Origin of the sequence: Wolbachia endosymbiont (group A) of Eristalinus aeneus, from assembly GCF_964026915.1 — a bacterium.
Classification (GTDB): Bacteria; Pseudomonadota; Alphaproteobacteria; order Rickettsiales; family Anaplasmataceae; genus Wolbachia; species Wolbachia pipientis.
This window is the reverse complement of sequence record NZ_OZ034712.1, coordinates 765,650-783,801: the sequence shown is the minus strand read 5'-3', so window position 1 is coordinate 783,801 and position 18,152 is coordinate 765,650. Positions and strand designations below refer to the sequence as shown.

Below are 18,152 nucleotides of genomic sequence, written 5' to 3'. Positions count from 1 at the left end.
CATGGATATTAAAGGAAGTAAAGCTATAAAAATCAGTATAAGTCTATATTCACTATGTATTTTCCGTCTTCAGTTTCAAGCTCAGACTGCATCCACTCTATCGTTTCCGCATTGCAAACTGCCTGCAAATCATCCTGTGCAGATTGATTCAATTTATCCTCTCGTAGATCTGCTTTTATCATCAACTTTTTTATCAGATGCTTAACTGATACATTATTATCTGCCTTTATCTTTCTGATAATGTTTAATATCTGAATAACATTATCTCCCATTTCCTCTGAATATTTATCGTAGATAAGTTCTTCTTTGCTCGGCCAATTGCTTTTATTGTGTACAGAATTATAACTATACAATTGGTGGTATATCTCTTCTGTAATGTAAGGCAAGAAAGGTGCAAATAACCGCAAAATAATATTCAGTACATACGCCAAGCTTTGTTTTGCACTTAAACTGCTTCCGTACGCACGTTTTTTTACTAACTCCAAGTAACTATCACAAAAATCCTTCCAAAAAAATTCCTCTATTACGCCCAAAGCTTCGCAGTATTCAAATTGTAATAGGTTGTTCGTTGCTCTTTCTATAACTTTGTATAACTTAGACAATATCCACTTATCCATTGTCTCGTGAGCAGAATTTATGCTCATCACTTGATGCTTTTCCATGAACATGGAAACGAACTTGCTAGCGTTCCAAAGTTTTGTAACGAGGCGCTTGCCAATTTTGAATGTATTTTCAGAGTAGACTGTATCAACTCCAAGCCTTGAGTTCGCTGCCCAATAGCGCACTACATCAGCTCCATAAGTTTCAAGTATTACATGAGGAGTAATGATGTTACCCTTTGATTTACTCATCTTTTTCTTATCATCTGCTAAACACCAACCGCTGATCATAATGTTTTTCCAAGGTAAAGAATTTGCATGATAATGTGCCTTTAAAATAGTATAAAAAGCCCAAGTTCTTATTATCTCATGGCTCTGGCTGCGCAGATCTGCAGGAAATATCGTATCATAGCGATGATTTGGTAAGCTAAACTCACTGTTTACTGCTAGTGCACTTAGTTGAGGAGTAATTGAACTTGTGGCCCAGGTATCCATTACATCTTGATCTGGGATAACCTCTTCTTTGCTATACCCTTTTGGCAAATCTTTCAATGGATCTATAGGCAGGTCCTTTACTTCAGCTAGAATAATTTTACCTTCTTCTCCCTTACGTTTGGAATACCATGCTGGAAATGGCACACCAAAATAGCGCTGCCTTGAGATACACCAGTCCCAATTTAGCCCTTCTATCCACACTTCCATGCGTTTACGCATATTGCTTGGATACCAATTGCATTCTTTTACTTTATCTAATACTTGAGCTTTTTGCTCTAAGGTCTTGATAAACCATTGATAAGTAGGCAATATCTCAAGTGGTGCACCAGATCTTTCTGCACACTTAACAGAATGAGAAATGTTAGTGCTTTCTACCAAAAGTCCTTTTTCAGTTAGGATTTCGATTATCCGCTTTCTTGCTGCTGTAACTTTCAATCCATTTATTTCATTTAGTATATCGTCTGTCATCCGAGTAGCTGACACTGGGATCCATTCTTCTTTTTTCTGACCATACGCTGACATGATATCTTCCTCTGTCATCGCTGGCATTGGCTCTTTTTCCTGGATTCCAGTGTCAAGCACTGGAATGACATCATCTAGGTCCATCCTTCCATCCTGATCGATGATAATTTTCATCGGTAGATTATGCTTTTGCTGCCAATATATGTCGAGTTCATCACCGAATGTACAACACATAACAAGCCCAGTGCCTTTATCTATTTTAACCTTATCATCTGCTATGATTGGAACTTTTTCCTTTGTTATTGGCACTATGGCTGTTTTTCCGATCAGATGAGTGTAGCGCGCATCCTCTGGATGACAAAAAACTGCAACGCATGCTGGAAGTAGTTCAGGTCGCGTAGTCGCAATATTGATCTGCTCATTTTCTTGAGTAGAGAAAACTATCGTGTTTAAGGATGACTCAAAAACTTTATCTTCTATTTCTGCTTGCGCAATTGCTGTTTTATCAACCGGGTCCCAAAGGATGGGCTGCATTTTTCTATATGCATACCCTTTATTATATAGATCAATAAACGACATCTGTGAAAGCGTCACAGTTTCCTTGCTGATCGTGTGATATTCCAAATCCCAGTCATAACTAATGCCAACTGATTTAAATAATTCCTTGAATTCTTGCTTTGATTTCTCAATAACCTCATGGCACATCTCTATAAATTTTTCTCTGCCAACTTCTTTTGCACGGGTTTTATAGGTTTGTTCAACCAATCTTTCGGTGGGAAGCCCGTTATCATCAAACCCAATCGGATAGAAAACATCTTTTCCCAGCATGCGTTGAAACCTTGCAATAAAGTCCGTGTGGCAATAGCTAAATATATGGCCAATATGCAATTTACCCGATATTGTCGGTGGAGGTGTGTCTATAGTGAAAGTGTTATCCTTTTCACCATTCCATTTATAAACTTTACTGCCTTCCCATAATATGTTGCATTTGTCTTCAACTTCTTTAAAGCCGTATTTTTCTTTTAACATAAATATTTCTCAATTTTAAACCTTAAGCTAGCAACGTTATACCGCCGCGGTATCTCTAGATCCCGCTAACAAGCAGCGGAATGACGATGGTCGGTAAACCTAAATTACTTTAGCTATAGCACAATTACGGCAATTTTACGCCAAAATTTTTTGTTTACGAACATAAATTTTCTATGCTATGATAAAAATATTACTTGACCTTAGGTTCTAAGGGTATTATGTAACGTTTATAGTATATATTGAGGTTTAATATGTCAGTAGAGATTAATGGTGAAATAAAGTTAGTTGGTGAAGAAGGTGGTCAGAAAATACAGCTTATCATTCCAGAAAACGATCGTGAAAAATTTAAAGAGTATAAAAATATAGATCAGAATGGCAAAGTAATTGAAGGGCATTATGCAAGCTTTTGCTTAGAATTAGAAGATGATAAAGAAGTAACATGTGTTGCTACTAGTGGCAAAGATGGTAAGTTTTTCATAGATTCAGTTAAAAATGAGAGTGATAAACAATCTACAAGTGTAATAGAAGAAAGGATTAGATCTTGAAGAGAATTTTAAGGGGAAAGCAAAATGCCTAAAGGAGCAAGTTCAGCCGCAAGAAATAAAAGTAGGTGATAATTTGCAAGAAGCAATAGCAGCAAAAATGAATCCATTGAAAGCATTACACAGTGATATTATTGATGGGCTAGAGAAGGGAATACAAGATAAAATGAGCACATTAGCTAATACAAGTAAGGCAGGATTAGAAGAGAAAATGGGCACACTAACTGATATTAAGAGTTTAAAATTTGAAGGTGATCAAGGTATTAATGAGCTCGAAGGAAAAATGGAAGAATTCTCTGCATCAGGTATAGTAATGTCGGGATTAAAACATAAAGTAAATGAAGCACTTATTGTGCAGCTAGAGAAGGAAAAACAAGACTTAGAAGCTGAAGTGGAAAAACTAAAGGCAATAGATTCTACAGCGTTACAGCAGCAGTTAGAAGAGAAAAATGCTAAAATAACAGAATTGGAAGCATTAGATGCTGTGGCGTTACAGCAAAAGTTAACAGAGAAAGAGAATGAAATAACAGCATTAAAAGCTCAACCAGATGCTGCTGTTACGAAGTTAGAGGGTGAAAAAACAACACTAACAAATAAAATAAAAGATTTAGAAGCACAGTTAAGCAACCGACCAGATGCTGCTCAGTTAAAAGATAAAGAGGATAAGATAAAAGAATTAGAAGCTAAAAACAAAACAACTGAGCAACCAAAACAAGGCAATGGAGCACGGTACACTGCTACTGTTGGTATGGGTCTTGCTGCTGGACTGATAGCATTTACTGCACTTGAACGTACAGTGAGATTAGATATTTGGGTAATGGTTGGTATAGCAGTAGTATCTACACTCGCAGTTGGTAGTATTACATATGCAGCATTACCTAGTACTCAAGTGAATGGAGCGGAAGTGCAAGGAGTAAGTGGGGGAAAAACAAGGCAGCTTGACACAATTTGTTGAGCTGAGACGTACGTGTCAAGTAAAACACTTGACGCGAACTTCAGTTTTTGTATTCCTTCATTAGCATAATATAATTTTGTGCTGATTGTGTAATATGTTTAATTTCTTCATTCGACATCTTTTTGAAGAACTTTGCTGGCCTACCAGCCCATATTTCTCCACTTTTTATCACTTTTCCGTGTGTTACCAGTGAGCCAGCAGCTACCATAGCTTCAGGCTCCACAACTGCATGGTCCATCACGGTAGAGCCCATACCAATAAACGCCTTATCATGCACCGTGCATGCGTGCAACACACAAAAATGTCCCACTGTTACCATGCTGCCAATAATTGTGTCACCACCTGGGTTTCTATCCACATGAATTACCGTTCCATCTTGAATATTTGTTCCATTACCTATTTTTATTGATCCAACGTCCCCTCTGACCACACAATTAAACCAGATGCTTGCATCTCTTCCTATTTCAACCTTGCCTATGATATGCGAACCACCTGCGATGAAAGCACTTTCGTCTATTTTTGGTTCATAATCTTTGTATTTTAAAATGTGATACATATTAAGCCCAAAGTCTTATGCATATGTTAATCAAAATAAGGTAGGCAGTAAATACATACTTAGATTTCAAACTACTTGGGTGACAGATGTTCTTGACTTACGTGCTTTGTACTGCTAAAATTTTTATTTTCAGCCCTATCTATAATGTCAGTAGCGGTATTAAGTATATTTCAAATAATATTGGTTGTTGTGTTAGTAATTTTAGTGCTCTTGCAGCCGCCTGGAAGTAGTTCGTTAAGTGGTTTTAGTAATACACAACAGGGGGTCAATTCGATGATTCCGGTGAAATCTTCTGAAAACCCGCTCAGCAGAATAACGGCTATTGTTGCTGGATTGTTTATTATAAACACATTGCTATTGTCAGGATTATGTTCAAAAGACGTACATAAAAAATCGATCGCAGAAAAAATTATATTAGAAAAAAAGCAAGAAAGTGAATCTACTTCTGTTCCATTTGAAAATTAATGAAGGAAGCTAAATTTATCTTTGTCACAGGTGGAGTTGTGTCATCGCTTGGTAAAGGCTTAGTTGCTTCGAGTGTTGGTGCGCTTCTTCAAGCTCACGGTTTTAAGATCCGTATCAGAAAACTTGACCCGTATCTCAACATTGATCCTGGGACAATGAACCCAACTCAGCACGGAGAGGTATTTGTTACCGAAGATGGTGCTGAAACTGATTTGGATCTTGGGCATTATGAGCGTTTTACTGGAATTAAAGCAACAAAAGATGACAATATAACAACTGGTAAGATATATCATGAGTTATTGAAGAAAGAGAGGCGTGGTGATTATCTGGGCAAAACTGTGCAAGTCATTCCTCATGTAACAGATTTGATCAAATCGTTCATTTTTAATGGTACGGAAGGTTTAGATTTTGTAATATGTGAAATAGGTGGAACTGTAGGTGACATTGAAAGCCAACCATTTTTGGAGGCTATACGCCAAGTTAACTACACATTAGGAAAACAAAGAGTTATCCTTATTCACTTAACTTTAATACCATATCTTACCGCAGCGCAAGAATTAAAGACAAAGCCAACGCAGCATTCAGTTCGAGAGTTAAATTCCGCGGGGTTACAACCAGATATTATATTATGCCGCAGTGAGAAAGAAATTTTCGATAATCAAAGAGAGAAAATAGCTAAGCTTTGCAATGTTTCTTTATCCAATGTGATACCTGCTCCTGATGTGAGTCATATATATGAGTTACCGGTGTTGTATAGCCAATGTGGGCTTGATACGCAAATTTTGGAGCACTTTCATTTAAGTAAGCCAAAACCAAGCTTGACTGAATGGGATCAAATAGTGCATTCCATAAGGCACCCAACACAGGAAGTTACTGTATCTATAGTGGGAAAATACACCGAATTCCCTGATGCGTATAAATCACTAGTTGAAGCATTAAATCATGGTGCGATTAGTAATAAAGTCAAAGTAAGGATAAATTGGGTTAACTCAAGAGAGAAGGAAGAAAAACCTATAAATGAAAAACTTATAGGAGAGAAATTACAGAATTCTCATGCAATCCTTGTTCCAGGGGGGTTTGGTGATGACGGAGTAGAGGGTAAAATATTAGCAATAAATTATGCCCGTACAAATAATATCCCATTTTTCGGAATTTGCCTTGGTATGCAGCTTGCAATTATTGAATTTGCTCGTAATGTTGTTAAGCTTGAAGATGTACACTCTGAAGAATTTCGTAACTGTAAACATCCAATCGTTAAGTTAGCTGGCGATCAAGATGACGATCTTGGTGGAACCATGAGACTTGGGGCATACAAATGTAATATAAATGCAAACTCTAAAATGATGGATGCATATAGTAACACTACTATTTCAGAAAGACACAGGCATAGATACATAATCAATTCAGATTATAAAGATGATTTGGAAAAAAATGGGCTGCTATGCAGTGGCATATCAGAAGATGGAACGTGCATAGAGGCAGTGGAGTTAGAGAGTCATCCGTGGTTTATTGGTGTGCAGTTTCATCCAGAATTTCAATCAAAGCCGTTTTCTCCTCATCCTCTTTTCGTGTCGTTCGTTAAAGCAGCAATTGATAAGAAATAAGTGCCTAGTGTTTAAGTATCAATATATGGAGCTTGCCATAGAGCAAGCCAAACTCGCTCAAAAAAATGATGAGGTGCCCATAGGTGCTGTAATAGTGAGTGGAGACAATATCATTTCTTCTGCACACAATATATCCAGCGATCCAACTGCACATGCAGAGATGTTAGCGATCAGACAAGCATTTTCAACTCCCACGCTTTGTGATGCTGATATGTACGTAACATTAGAACCATGTCCGATGTGTGCTCAAGCCATTTCCTTTGCCAGAATTAAACGATTGTACTTTGGAGCTTATAATCCAAAAGGTGGAGGAATTGAAAATGGTGCTAAGATATTTCAATTTTGCAGCCATATACCTGAAGTTTATGGTGGAATATTAGAAACAGAATGCTCTTTTTTGTTAAAGGATTTTTTTGAGAAACTAAGGAACATTTGATAAATCGTCATGCTACTTGTTTTCCGATACAAAATCGTCATCCCGCTACTTGTTAGCGGGATCTATGCTAGGAGATACCGTGACGGTATGGCGGTTAAGTAATTCGTCATTCCAGCGCGTGACGCACAACTATACAAACATTGTCCACCAGCAGGGTGTCATCCGAGTAGCTGACACTGCCCTCCTTTGTCATCCCAGTGCCCTGACTACTTGGATCCAGAAGACTTAATTTTAACCAAGTGGCTGCATAATAAAGGCTGGATTCCAGTGTCAAGCACTGGAATGACATTACAGGGACACTGGGATGACATCATCCTTTTCTCTGGATTCCAGACTGGAATGACAGCAGTCCTACGTCATACCGTCACGGTATCTCTAGATCCCGCTAACAAGCAGCGGGATGACGGTTGTCAGGGTGTCAGCTACTTAGATGAAACCCTTTCCCGGTCTATCAAATCACATAGGAGAAAACTAAGACCAATCAAATTTCTTATCTTGCGGTTTTATTTGCAATATTGCTACCAGGCTGACCAATAAGCAAAAGACTACATAAAGCCCAGCGGCAAAGTTTACTTGAGGAAATGTTATAGTAAACCAAGTGCATATCATAGGAGTAAATCCTCCATGTAACGCATAAGAGATGTTACGTGATAAACTCACTCCACTAAATCTAACATTGGTAGGAAAAAGTTCAGCAGCAACTATTCCTATAGGATTTATACCCCTTTCTATTATAGAAAGAGCCATTACACCAAGCATAATTATAAGATAACTTTTATAGTAGTATGCAGTAGATAACACAGGACAACACAGTACCATTGTGATCACTGTAAATAAGATTGTAGTGCGCTCTTTTCCTACTTTATCAGCTAACATTCCGAGCGCTATTGAAGATACCGGCATTAATATACTGGTTATAATGAGCACAATTTCATTGACATATGTTGTTACATACGTCTCAACCGACACTATTTCTTTTGCAATTGTTCGAAGAAATATGGTAAATCCAACAACAACATTAACAGGTACAGATATTAAAATAGCAAGTATCAGAGCTCTCTTGTAGCGTTTTATAAGCTCTATTATTGGCAAATCAGATAAATTCCTTTGTTTTCGATTTTCTTCATATGCTGGAGTTTCTCCTAATGTGTATACACTATATGCGCTGATTAACCCCAAAACAAATGAAAAAGTAAACGGCAACCTCCAACCCCAAGCGTTAAAATCAGTGTTTTTTTTGCAGATGATCACTACAATCACAGAGAGCAAGATACCAATGGAGCGACCAAAACTTATTATTCCAAAAAACATTCCTAGTTTTTTCTTATTAGGTAAATGCTCTATGAGATAAACAGAACTGCCTCCTTGTTCAGCGCCAAGCGCAATCCCTTGTGTCACATGGATTGCAAGAAGCAATATAGTAGAAGTTATACCTATTTTGCTATAACTTGGAATAAACGCAACGAGACTAGACGGAATCGATATTAGCAAGATAGCAATCGTTAATGCCATTCTCCTTCCATACCTGTCACCAATGTGACCAAATATGAATGCGCCAAGTGGCCTTACCATAGCACCCAGTCCTGCAATTCCAAACAATTGCAGTATTCTGTTGTAAACATCTTTTGCACAACAAAACTCTCTACTAATTATGTTAACCAGATCGATAAAGAGCATATGGTCATACCATATTGCGATTCTGCAGAGAATAGCTGATATCAACACCCTTGTTTGCACTAAATTTAATTTGTAAATGTTTGCTTATTTCATTGTGGCTGCTTTTTGGGATTTTGCAACCTAAGGTGTGGGTTGACTTTTTTATTATGGTGTGTGAAACTAAAATGTTATTAACATAGGGACAAAGTTATGGTGGGTGTAATTTATTTAGCGATGCTGGGCGTGGCAGCAATAATAGGAGCTATAATAGGCACTTTAATAGGTCTCTTACTAAGTTTCACTAGTCTTTCACCTCTGATAATAGGCGGAACTGTTGGAGCCATCTATGTAGTGCCATTAATTGCAGCTTTCATAACAATTCTTTTGTATCCAATTCCATATGAGCGTCATAGCGGGTTAACATTAAAAGAAACTGCGTGTCTAGCTGGCTTGTTTATTGGAAGTGTTGCAGCCGGAGTTGGCCTTGTTGCATGTGGCTTGACTCCAATAATTAAAGTAGATTCTTTATCGTCTTTATCAACTACAGTTAGTTCTTTGTTAGCTATGGGAGCTACAATACCAGTACTTCTGATTGCAACTGCAATTGGAGTAGCTATTGTAATCGAGCTCGCTAAGCAAGCTAAGGAGTACATATCAGGTAAAATAATGCAAGCAGAAAAAGAACCTGTGACTGATACACATGAAGAACCAGGCTCTAAAATGGAAGAAGCAAAAGAAGAAAAAACTGCTAGAAATAAGCAGGCAGTACGGGAATGTTCAAAAAACTCACCTCAACCTGGTTAAAATTTTCCTTAAAAGACAAATACAGAAAAACAAGAATATCAATAGCTTATTGTTTTAGCATTTACGATAAAGCAGTAAGCATTTTAAGACTAGTTACTAATTTAGTAAAATTCAAGACTTTCAATAATTTACCTAAAATCTAATCCAGAATTCGGGTTAATAATAAAATCTTGTTTTTTGAAAATGAATTTGGTAAACTTTAAAGATGTATGTGACAATATGGTGATATATTGTTTTTAGTATTTAATAAATTAAAGTACGTACTTGATAATTTTTCTGAACGCTCTAATCAAGCTAAAATAGGTAAGCTAGATAAAATTATTCTTAGTTTAAAATTGGTATAAGGTATTAAGATGAAAAAAATTGAAATTTCAGAATTACTAAAAAGAATTTCAATCTGTTTACTATGCGTGGCAACTATTGTCTCTATCGCTTTTTTGTTTGCCTATATGCATACAATGTTGCTTAGTAAAGGGTATGAGTTAGCTGCACATTATGTTAGTGAAGCTATGCCTTCTGTGTTACTTGTCGTTCTCCTTTTTATTGTTTGGTTTGTATATGATCAAGTATTCAGCAAACTAAAGGAAGTAGAGCTGCCTATATCGATAGAATTAGCTAATTCAGATGATAAAAGAATAACATTTGCTGATGCTATAATTGATGACTCCTTAAAACAACGGTTGCAGATGATTTGCTGTGACCAAATGACAGAAGAAATGCGCAAGCTGTTTGGAAATAAAAGTATTAATTCACTAAGAGGTTACATATTATATGGCCCTCCTGGAAATGGTAAAACACTTATCGCTCGTGCAATTGCAGGTGAATCAAATATGAATTTCATAAGCATCTCAGGTCCTGAACTTATTGGAGTATATATTGGTCATGGTGCACATGCTGTACGCGAGCTTTTTAAAATAGCAAAAAAATATTCTCCTTGTATAGTCTTTATAGATGAAATAGATGCAGTTGCTCAAAAAAGAAGTACCGCTAATAACTCAGCTTACCATTGTCGAGAGAGTTTAACACAGTTGTTAACTGAAATAGATGGATTTAAGAGCAGAAAAGATATAATAGTAATTGGTGCAACTAACCTTATCGGTGGTATAGATCCAGCACTTATTAGACCTGGACGTTTAGGTCAGAAGGTTTATGTCCCTAATCCAAACATAGAGGTGAGACAAAAGATATTGGCACTTTATATGCGAGGTACAAAAACTGATGAAAAGCTAAGCCTCCAAGACATTGCAGACAAGACTGAAGGCTATTCTGGGGCTGAATTAGAGCAATTAGTGAATGAAGCAAAAATTAGCGCTGGTGCGCAAAGACGGCTTATAGTGAGTGAGGAAGATTTCAGTTACGCGCTTCACAGGTTAAGTCCAGAACAAGAAAGAGATAGAATAAGGTTAGTTTCAAACGTGAAGACACAGACAGAAGTATCTTATTCTATTTAGAGTATAAAACTATCATAAATTTTTCTGTTATTTCCAAATAAATTGCTATTAATTTAACAACATACATTACTAAAAGCTTAAATAATCCAGCCATTTCCAGCAACAAAAAACAGCAAGCGTGAGAAGATTTTTTTTTGGAATGAGTTGGTCATGATGTTTGTAAAACTTAATTTGTACACTTTACTTACCCCCAGTAATTCTGATATAGTTACTTTAGTTAAAGTCTATAAAAGTTTATAAATGGCAACCTTAAGTGTAAGAGAAGCTTTATGCACAGCAATTAGAGAAGAAATGCAAAACGACTCTGATGTGCTTATCATGGGTGAAGAAGTTGCAGAGTATGATGGTGCTTATAAAGTAACGAAAGGATTACTGAAAGAGTTTGGAGAAAACAGAGTAGTTGATACACCTATTACCGAACATGGGTTTGCTGGCCTTGCTGTTGGAGCGGCATTTGCTGGATTAAAGCCAATAGTCGAGTTTATGACTTTTAATTTTTCTATGCAAGCTATTGACCAAATTGTGAATTCCGCAGCAAAAACAAATTATATGTCAGGCGGACAACTTGGATGCCCTATAGTATTTCGTGGACCAAATGGCGCTGCAGCAAGAGTTGCTGCACAACACTCTCAATGCTTTGCATCTTGGTATTCACATATACCGGGGTTAAAAGTAATAGCACCTTACTTTGCCTCCGATTGCAGAGGTCTGCTTAAAGCTGCAATTCGTGACCTGAGTCCGGTAATATTTCTAGAAAACGAAATAGCTTACGGACATGAACATGAAGTTTCTGATTCTGAGCTATCAAACAAAGATTATCTACTTGAGATAGGCAAAGCTGCTGTTATACGGGAAGGAAAGGATGTAACTATCACTGCTTTCTCACTGAAATTAATGGATGCCTTAAATGCAGCAGATTTACTTTCGAGTAAAGGTATAGAAGCTGAAGTTATTGACCTCAGAACCTTAAGACCACTTGACACTCAAACTGTTATTAACTCTATTCAGAAGACTAATAGGTTAGTTAGTGTAGAAGAAGGATGGCCATTTGCAGGAATAGGAGCAGAGCTGTCAGCCGTTGTCATGGAACAAGGATTTGACTACCTTGATGCTCCAGTTATGCGCGTAACTGGCAAGGACATCCCCTTACCTTATGCTACAAATCTAGAAAAAAAAGCATTACCACAAGTGGAAGATATAGTTGAAGCGGTGCATCAGGTCTGTTTTAGAAAAAAATAAGTTTTAATTTCCAATACGATAAAGAAAGCAACTTATTGACAAAAGGATCTATTTCTTTTTGTCCACTCCACATTGGTCCATCAAAGAAGTATTTCCAGTGCCGCCTATACCACCCATTACTTTTGTCACAATAGTTTTAGCACCGAAAAATACAGCACAAAATACACCGAGTGCAAAAAGAGCTGGCCATGGCATTCTACCAAATATCGCAAGCAAAGCTGCACCTATTATCACTACGGTCATAAGCGGTCCACCTATTCCCCAAACGTAGCCAATAATATTACATATTAGAGGTTGTCCGGAAATAAGTAAAAGGCTATAATATCTGAAATTTTAGTACGGGGTAAAGATGAGAAAAAAGTATCCAACAGATCTAAGCGAAAGGGAATGGGCAAGAATAGAAAAACACTTCAGAGTATCATACAAGAAAGGAGGAAGGCCGCCAAAGTATAGCAAAAGAGAAATATTAGAAGCAATTTTCTATGTATTGCGTACAGGGTGTCAATGGCGGTATTTACCAAATGATTTTCCGCTATGGAAGACTGTGTATGAGCAGTTCAGGCAATGGAAGAAGCAGGGAATTTTTGAGAAAATGAATTATGAAATTACAAAATATAGTAGAAGAAAAATAGGAAGGAATGAGCAGCCGAGTGCCTGTATAGTAGATAGTCAATCTGTAAAGACTACAGAAAAGGGAGGATCAAAGGCTATGATGGAAGTAAAAAAGTAAAGGGTAGAAAAAGGCATATAATTACAGACACTCAGGGTTTTATACTAGGTTGTTACGTAGGCGCTGCTAACGAAAATGATAGAGATGGTATTAAAATAGCATTAAACAATATGAGAACAAAATATACTAAAGTTAAAAAAATGTGGGCTGACATGGGATACCAAGGAAGAAATTTAAAGAATCACATAAAGGAAGAATATGACATAGATATTGAAATTGTTAAAAGGCCTCCATGTAGATTTTGGGTGCACAAAGATACGCCACCTGAGCTACTACCAACAAGAGAACAAGGGTTTAAAGTACAGCCAAGAAGATGGGTTGTAGAAAGGACTTTTGCTTGGGTTAATAGGAATAGAAGGCTATCGAAGGAGTATGATTTACTCACAACATCCACTGAGAATTTCATATACCTAGCTATGAGTAGGGTTATGTTAAAGAGGGAATATGCTTGAATTTACTAGTTTCCGGACAACCTCCTATAGTACTTCCCAAAGTAAATGATAAAGGTATAATAAGCTATTTGAGTTATAATGGCGTATAGTGTGGATTTAAGGGAAAGGGCAGTATCGATGATAGAAAAAGGGAAGTCAAAGGTTGAGGTGGCAGAGCTTTTGGAGATAGGAATAGCAACTCTGTACCGCTGGTTAAGAAAGAAAGCCGCTGGTGAAAGCCTAAGGCCATCGAAAAACGGCAGCTTTATTCGAAAAATAGACCCAAAAATACTCGAAGAATATGTTAAAAAGAATCCAGATCATACGCTGGCAGAGATGAAACAAAATCTTGGATTTGGAATAAATTCAATTTGGTATAGGCTGAAACAGCTAAGAATTACTTTAAAAAAAAGTTACACTATATCAAGAGCGCAATCAAGAAGATAGGCAGCGATTTACCGATAAAATCTCAAAAATAGACCATTCCAGCATCTTATATATAGATGAAGCAGGAGTTGATAATAGGTTATACCGAGAGTATGGACGTGCTCCAATAGGAAAGAAAATTTATGCAGATATTCCAGGAAGAAAACGAGAGAGAATCAGTATAATAGGCGGGTGGATTGGAAAGAGATTTATTGCACCAATGACTTTCAAAGGTGGGTGTGACAAAGAGGTATTCAATACATGGTTAGAGAAGATGTTATTACCTAAATTGCCACATGGTACTACAATAGTTATGGACAATGCCACATTCCATAAAACTCCCAAAACAAAGGAGTTAATAGATAATGCTAGATGCCGTTTGCTCTATCTACCAACATATTCACCAGATTTGAACCCTATAGAGCATTGTTGGAATACCATCAAAAGCCGCCTCAGACCTTTAATGCATAAATATACAGACTTACAACTTTTGGTTGGTAATACCATAATGGAAATTTATCATTCATTTTAGAAAATACTATACTTGAGCAGTTGTATCAGTATTAGTGTCAGCGGCAGCACTCCCAACATGAGAAAAAGAAATAAATAATACTATAAGAAAAATATTGAAAATTCTCTTGATTGTAGGGTTCATCCCTATACCTTAGATTTAGATATTGCAATTATACCTAAAATACTATAATTTTTAGTAAAACTAGCATAAAGATTGAATAACAAACGGTGCCACAAAAGTAGTTGACACACAACTGCACGAACATTGTGCTACCAGGAGGGCAATGCTTCCTTCTCCTGTCATCCAAGTGCCCTCTTTTTGTCATGAAAGTAGCTGACACTGGTTTCCATCCAAGACGGTGTCATCCAACTCCCCTGTCATCCCAGTACTTGACACCGGGATCCAGCCTTTCTGCAATCTCATCGAAAACGTTGTAACCACTTTCTATGCTAGTTTGCTTGTGAGCAACCTGGATCCCGGTGTCAGCTACTTGGATGACAAAAAAAGGAGCACTGGGATGACAAGAAGAGGGCACTTGGATGACATCTTTATATTTAGGGCAAAAGAGGTACTTTCCGCTCATTTTTAACATTTCCTTCTTTTGCTTCATCCACTTTAGAGTCTGGTTCTTTATGTGTATCAGTCACAGATTCTTTTTCTGCTTGCATTATTTTACCTGATATGTACTCCTTAGCTTGCTTAGCGAGATCGATTACAATAACTACTCCAATTGCAGTTGCAATCGTAAGTGCTAGTGCATGTATTCCTACTGCAGGTAAGGACTCTAGTGCTGCTGATAAAGATGATAAGGAATCTACTTTACATATTGGAAAAACACCACTTGCAGCGATAAAAGCTCCAGCTATGATGTTTCCAATAAACAGTAAAAGAGAAGTTAAGAACAAGTGCTGATAATTTTCAGGCTGTTGAGACAATCCTTTCGATGTTATTGAAAGCAAAATGTAAGCTACTATTAATGGTATTATGGAAATAGCACCAACGATACCACCTACTATACCTACTACCAGAGGTGACGGAGTAGTAAGGCTTAATATAATAAGTGGGAGAGATATAATTGATAGTATTATAGAAATTACACCTACTGTTTTCAGAAGAGATAGAAATCCTTTTGAATCTAAGAGTTCTTCAATTCCCTTAAATAATATAAAGAAAACGCTTATACACATTATAGCACAAAGTATTACTGCTGCTATTTTTATTATAGCTGCTGATATAAGTGCTGCTAAATAGGCTATATCCATTATCATTTTACCACTAAACTTAATAACACTGCAATTATCACATACCATAATAAAAAAGTCAACTCTATAGCTAACCCAAGAAAGGTTTCCCACGTCATACCGCGATTCATTTGCGGTATCTCTAGATCCCGCTGCGGGATGACGGTTGTCGTTTAGCCATAAACATTAAGAAATTTACCAAATGAAAAAAAAGGCAAAAGAAGCCCCGTGGTTGGCTAATTACTTACATTATACTTTCAAGTATGGCGTTTTTTTATTCTAAATGCTTAATAACCGCGATTCAGTTGCTTTTAAACCGCAACTAATCTAAATTAGAAACATTAAGAAATTTACTAAACAGAAAAAAAGGCAAAAGAAACCCTAGGGTAGCTAGTTATTCACTATCCATTTTTTAAGTTGGCGTTTTTTTATGTTTTAAACGCTTTATAAGCGCGTTTCAGCTTATGTAGGTAGAAGTTTGATAAAGACATAAGGTGCACATAGTGCAAAAAATTAAACATGAGACGCCAGATACGTGAGTTTTTTTGTCATTTAATCTGTACAGAGAAGATAAATAAATAGCTTCACTTTCATGATAAGGGGGCTGGCAGAGTTTGTCAAGTAAGTTTTTTCGTTTCTAACGGTTGTTGCCAAAAACTATACAAGAAGTCTTTTAAGATCAATCACTTATCTTCAAGGCTTGAATAAAAGCATTCTGTGGAATATTTACGTTCCCTATAGAATGTAACCTTTTTTTACCCTTCTTTTGCTTTTCAAGTAGTTTCATTCTTCGCGTTACATCTCCACCATAGAGTTTAGCTGTTACATCTTTTCTGTATGGGTTAATCGTTTCTCTGGCAATAATTTTTCCGCCCACTGCCGCTTGAATCGCGATTTTATATTGCTGACGTGGTATTAGATCCTTCAAGCGTGCGCATATTTCACGCCCCCTTTTTTCTGCCCTACTTTTGTGAACAATACAAGCCAGTGCATCTACGGGCTCTCCATTAATTAAAAAGCTTAATTTATCTATTTGGCTTACCAGATAGCTGGAAATTTCCCAATCCAAACTTGCATATCCTTTGGAAATTGATTTTAATCGATCATAAAAGTCAAAAACAACTTCAGACAGTGGTAATTTATATCTTAACAATGCTGTTGTTGTGTTACCAATGTAAGATAAATCCTCCTGTTCTCCCCTCCTTTCTTCACATAGAGATAGAATCTCTCCCAAGTATTGGTCAGGGACCATTATGGTTGCGATAATCCATGGTTCTTCCACAATTTCAATTTTCGTTGGATCTGGCATATCACTTGGGTTATGAATATTCAAAATTTCACCACTTCGTGTTGTAACCCTATATATAACACTCGGTGCAGTTGCTGTTAGGTCTAAATCAAATTCTCTCTCGAGCCTTTCTTGAATAACTTCAAGATGCAACATTCCCAAAAAACCACAACGAAATCCATAGCCTAGTGCATTTGAAGTTTCAGCTTCGAAGGTAAAACTTGCATCATTTAAATGTAACTTCTCTAGAGCTTCCCTTAGATATTTAAAATCATCCGTTTTGTGAGGGAAAATGCTACAAAATACCACAGGATGCACTTCTTTAAATCCAAGAAGTGCTTCACTACAAGGTCTCTTTTCCTCAGTGATAGTGTCTCCTACCTTGCAGTCTGCTACTTCCTTCATTGAAGCAGTTATAAAACCAACTTCACCCGCTGAAAGTTCACCCGTCATCACTTTTTTAGGGGTGAAAATACCGATATTATCTATCTGATATGTAGCATTATTAGACATCATAACAATTCTCATGCCTTTTTTTAGCACTCCATTTTTAACTCGCACTAAAATTACTACTCCTAAGTAAGTGTCATACCAACTATCAACCAAAATTGCTTGCAATGGAGCATTTACATCACCTTGAGGAGCTGGAAGTTTTGCTACTATTGCTTCCAGTACATCTTTTATTCCAAGTCCAGTTTTTGCTGATATTAAAACTGACTCACTTGCATCAATACCGATTATTTCCTCAACCTGGAGTTTTACCCCTTCTGGATCTGCAGCAGGAAGATCAACTTTATTGAGCACAACTATTATTTCATGGTTGTTGTCAATAGCTTTATATACATTTGCAAGGGTTTGTGCTTCAACGCCCTGGCTACTATCTACCACTAAAAGCGAACCTTCGCACGCTGCTAAGCTTCGACTTACCTCGTAAGAAAAGTCAACGTGACCTGGGGTGTCCATGAGATTTAGGCAATATTGATTACCGTCGTTTGCCGTATAATTGAGTTTTACCGTCTGTGCCTTAATTGTAATCCCACGTTCGCGTTCTATATCCATTGAATCGAGTATTTGATTGGTCATTTCTCTTGCTTCAAGGCCGTTACATTCCTCTATTAAACGGTCAGCAAGCGTTGACTTACCGTGGTCTATATGCGCTATTATTGCAAAATTTCTTATGTTGTTCATTTATGGCTATTTTACTTAAGTAGAACCATTTTACATTTTAA

The 18,152-nt window shown here is 37.0% G+C and carries 17 protein-coding genes and 1 pseudogene; 12 read left to right on the top strand and 6 right to left on the bottom strand.

Annotation, left to right across the window (positions count from 1 at the left end; all coding sequences use genetic code 11):
- Window positions 1-32: 32 nt before the first annotated feature.
- Complete coding sequence (locus tag AAGD62_RS03880) at window positions 33-2,585, bottom strand: valine--tRNA ligase (protein ID WP_155968495.1); 2,553 nt, start codon at window positions 2,583-2,585, stop codon at window positions 33-35.
- Window positions 2,586-2,836: 251 nt separating this feature from the next.
- Between AAGD62_RS03880 and AAGD62_RS03875 the strand changes: the two genes are divergently transcribed.
- Entirely contained in the window at window positions 2,837-3,130 is a 294-nt protein-coding gene (locus tag AAGD62_RS03875) for a hypothetical protein (protein WP_155968497.1), read from the top strand.
- A 73-nt stretch (window positions 3,131-3,203) separates the two neighbouring features.
- Window positions 3,204-4,082, top strand: a complete 879-nt coding sequence (locus AAGD62_RS03870) for a hypothetical protein (protein WP_231115876.1) — start codon at window positions 3,204-3,206, stop codon at window positions 4,080-4,082.
- 40 nt (window positions 4,083-4,122) lie between these two features.
- Here the strand turns inward: AAGD62_RS03870 and AAGD62_RS03865 are convergent, their stop codons facing one another.
- Window positions 4,123-4,638 carry a gamma carbonic anhydrase family protein gene (locus tag AAGD62_RS03865; protein ID WP_155968499.1) on the bottom strand — a complete coding sequence of 172 codons (516 nt, stop codon included), beginning with the start codon at window positions 4,636-4,638 and terminating at the stop codon, window positions 4,123-4,125.
- A 144-nt stretch (window positions 4,639-4,782) separates the two neighbouring features.
- On the opposite strand from AAGD62_RS03865, the gene secG reads away from it, so the two are divergent.
- The 4 genes from secG (at window position 4,783) to AAGD62_RS03845 (ending at window position 7,372) form a co-directional block, all read left to right on the top strand.
- Complete coding sequence (gene secG, locus AAGD62_RS03860; protein ID WP_007548880.1) at window positions 4,783-5,103, top strand: preprotein translocase subunit SecG; 321 nt, start codon at window positions 4,783-4,785, stop codon at window positions 5,101-5,103.
- Complete coding sequence (locus tag AAGD62_RS03855; RefSeq protein ID WP_155968501.1) at window positions 5,103-6,707, top strand: CTP synthase; 1,605 nt, start codon at window positions 5,103-5,105, stop codon at window positions 6,705-6,707. Before secG ends, AAGD62_RS03855 begins: the two co-directional genes overlap by 1 nt.
- A gap of 25 nt (window positions 6,708-6,732) precedes the next feature.
- Window positions 6,733-7,143, top strand: coding sequence for a nucleoside deaminase (locus tag AAGD62_RS03850; RefSeq protein ID WP_015588966.1), 411 nt, complete (start codon window positions 6,733-6,735; stop codon window positions 7,141-7,143).
- 64 nt (window positions 7,144-7,207) lie between these two features.
- The gene (locus AAGD62_RS03845) at window positions 7,208-7,372 is read left to right on the top strand and encodes a hypothetical protein (RefSeq protein WP_213863513.1); all 165 of its coding nucleotides are present in this window, start codon (window positions 7,208-7,210) and stop codon (window positions 7,370-7,372) included.
- 242 nt (window positions 7,373-7,614) lie between these two features.
- On the opposite strand, the gene AAGD62_RS03835 is transcribed toward AAGD62_RS03845, so the two are convergent.
- Window positions 7,615-8,820, bottom strand: a complete 1,206-nt coding sequence (locus AAGD62_RS03835; RefSeq protein WP_012673120.1) for an MFS transporter — start codon at window positions 8,818-8,820, stop codon at window positions 7,615-7,617.
- Between the two features lie 189 nt (window positions 8,821-9,009).
- Here AAGD62_RS03835 and AAGD62_RS03830 point away from each other — a divergent pair, with 189 nt between their 5' ends.
- The 3 genes from AAGD62_RS03830 (at window position 9,010) to AAGD62_RS03820 (ending at window position 12,293) form a co-directional block, all read left to right on the top strand.
- A complete protein-coding gene (locus AAGD62_RS03830) occupies window positions 9,010-9,603 on the top strand; it encodes a hypothetical protein (protein WP_155968505.1) in 594 nt (197 codons plus the stop codon).
- Between the two features lie 458 nt (window positions 9,604-10,061).
- Window positions 10,062-11,054 carry an ATP-binding protein gene (locus AAGD62_RS03825; RefSeq protein ID WP_341812682.1) on the top strand — a complete coding sequence of 331 codons (993 nt, stop codon included), beginning with the start codon at window positions 10,062-10,064 and terminating at the stop codon, window positions 11,052-11,054.
- 240 nt (window positions 11,055-11,294) lie between these two features.
- Window positions 11,295-12,293: a pyruvate dehydrogenase complex E1 component subunit beta gene (locus tag AAGD62_RS03820; RefSeq protein WP_155968509.1), complete on the top strand. Its 999-nt coding sequence runs from the start codon at window positions 11,295-11,297 to the stop codon at window positions 12,291-12,293.
- A gap of 48 nt (window positions 12,294-12,341) precedes the next feature.
- Here AAGD62_RS03820 and AAGD62_RS03815 read toward each other — a convergent pair.
- Window positions 12,342-12,584, bottom strand: a pseudogene (locus AAGD62_RS03815) (TrbC/VirB2 family protein); the annotation flags it as partial.
- 58 nt (window positions 12,585-12,642) lie between these two features.
- On the opposite strand from AAGD62_RS03815, the gene AAGD62_RS03810 reads away from it, so the two are divergent.
- The 3 genes from AAGD62_RS03810 to AAGD62_RS03800 all read left to right on the top strand — a co-directional run bounded on the left by AAGD62_RS03810 (window position 12,643) and on the right by AAGD62_RS03800 (window position 14,412).
- Window positions 12,643-13,475, top strand: a protein-coding gene (locus AAGD62_RS03810; RefSeq protein WP_094189578.1) for an IS5-like element ISWpi1 family transposase whose coding sequence is annotated in 2 segments (ribosomal slippage) — window positions 12,643-13,012 and window positions 13,012-13,475 — 834 coding nt in all. Because the reading frame shifts where the segments join, the coding sequence is not laid out codon by codon here.
- 78 nt (window positions 13,476-13,553) lie between these two features.
- Window positions 13,554-13,901 carry an IS630 transposase-related protein gene (locus AAGD62_RS03805; RefSeq protein ID WP_155968342.1) on the top strand — a complete coding sequence of 116 codons (348 nt, stop codon included), beginning with the start codon at window positions 13,554-13,556 and terminating at the stop codon, window positions 13,899-13,901.
- Window positions 13,902-13,920: 19 nt separating this feature from the next.
- Window positions 13,921-14,412, top strand: a complete 492-nt coding sequence (locus AAGD62_RS03800) for an IS630 family transposase (RefSeq protein WP_155968340.1) — start codon at window positions 13,921-13,923, stop codon at window positions 14,410-14,412.
- Between the two features lie 536 nt (window positions 14,413-14,948).
- On the opposite strand, the gene AAGD62_RS03795 is transcribed toward AAGD62_RS03800, so the two are convergent.
- Window positions 14,949-15,662, bottom strand: a complete 714-nt coding sequence (locus AAGD62_RS03795) for a hypothetical protein (RefSeq protein WP_341812681.1) — start codon at window positions 15,660-15,662, stop codon at window positions 14,949-14,951.
- A gap of 652 nt (window positions 15,663-16,314) precedes the next feature.
- Window positions 16,315-18,111 (bottom strand): translation elongation factor 4, encoded by a 1,797-nt coding sequence (gene lepA / locus AAGD62_RS03790; RefSeq protein WP_155968515.1) that lies wholly within the window; start codon window positions 18,109-18,111, stop codon window positions 16,315-16,317.
- Between the last annotated feature and the right edge of the window lie 41 nt (window positions 18,112-18,152).

Bases quoted from the DNA above. Each gene is read 5' to 3' on its own strand.
- AAGD62_RS03880 (WP_155968495.1), bottom strand. From the start codon at position 2,585: ATGTTAAAAGAAAAATACGGCTTTAAAGAAGTTGAAGACAAATGCAAC.
- AAGD62_RS03875 (WP_155968497.1), top strand. From the start codon at position 2,837: ATGTCAGTAGAGATTAATGGTGAAATAAAGTTAGTTGGTGAAGAAGGT.
- AAGD62_RS03865 (WP_155968499.1), bottom strand. From the start codon at position 4,638: ATGTATCACATTTTAAAATACAAAGATTATGAACCAAAAATAGACGAA.
- secG (WP_007548880.1), top strand. From the start codon at position 4,783: ATGTCAGTAGCGGTATTAAGTATATTTCAAATAATATTGGTTGTTGTG.
- AAGD62_RS03855 (WP_155968501.1), top strand. From the start codon at position 5,103: ATGAAGGAAGCTAAATTTATCTTTGTCACAGGTGGAGTTGTGTCATCG.
- AAGD62_RS03850 (WP_015588966.1), top strand. From the start codon at position 6,733: ATGGAGCTTGCCATAGAGCAAGCCAAACTCGCTCAAAAAAATGATGAG.
- AAGD62_RS03845 (WP_213863513.1), top strand. From the start codon at position 7,208: ATGCTAGGAGATACCGTGACGGTATGGCGGTTAAGTAATTCGTCATTC.
- AAGD62_RS03835 (WP_012673120.1), bottom strand. From the start codon at position 8,820: ATGCTCTTTATCGATCTGGTTAACATAATTAGTAGAGAGTTTTGTTGT.
- AAGD62_RS03830 (WP_155968505.1), top strand. From the start codon at position 9,010: ATGGTGGGTGTAATTTATTTAGCGATGCTGGGCGTGGCAGCAATAATA.
- AAGD62_RS03825 (WP_341812682.1), top strand. From the start codon at position 10,062: ATGTTGCTTAGTAAAGGGTATGAGTTAGCTGCACATTATGTTAGTGAA.
- AAGD62_RS03820 (WP_155968509.1), top strand. From the start codon at position 11,295: ATGGCAACCTTAAGTGTAAGAGAAGCTTTATGCACAGCAATTAGAGAA.
- AAGD62_RS03805 (WP_155968342.1), top strand. From the start codon at position 13,554: ATGGCGTATAGTGTGGATTTAAGGGAAAGGGCAGTATCGATGATAGAA.
- AAGD62_RS03795 (WP_341812681.1), bottom strand. From the start codon at position 15,662: ATGATAATGGATATAGCCTATTTAGCAGCACTTATATCAGCAGCTATA.
- lepA (WP_155968515.1), bottom strand. From the start codon at position 18,111: ATGAACAACATAAGAAATTTTGCAATAATAGCGCATATAGACCACGGT.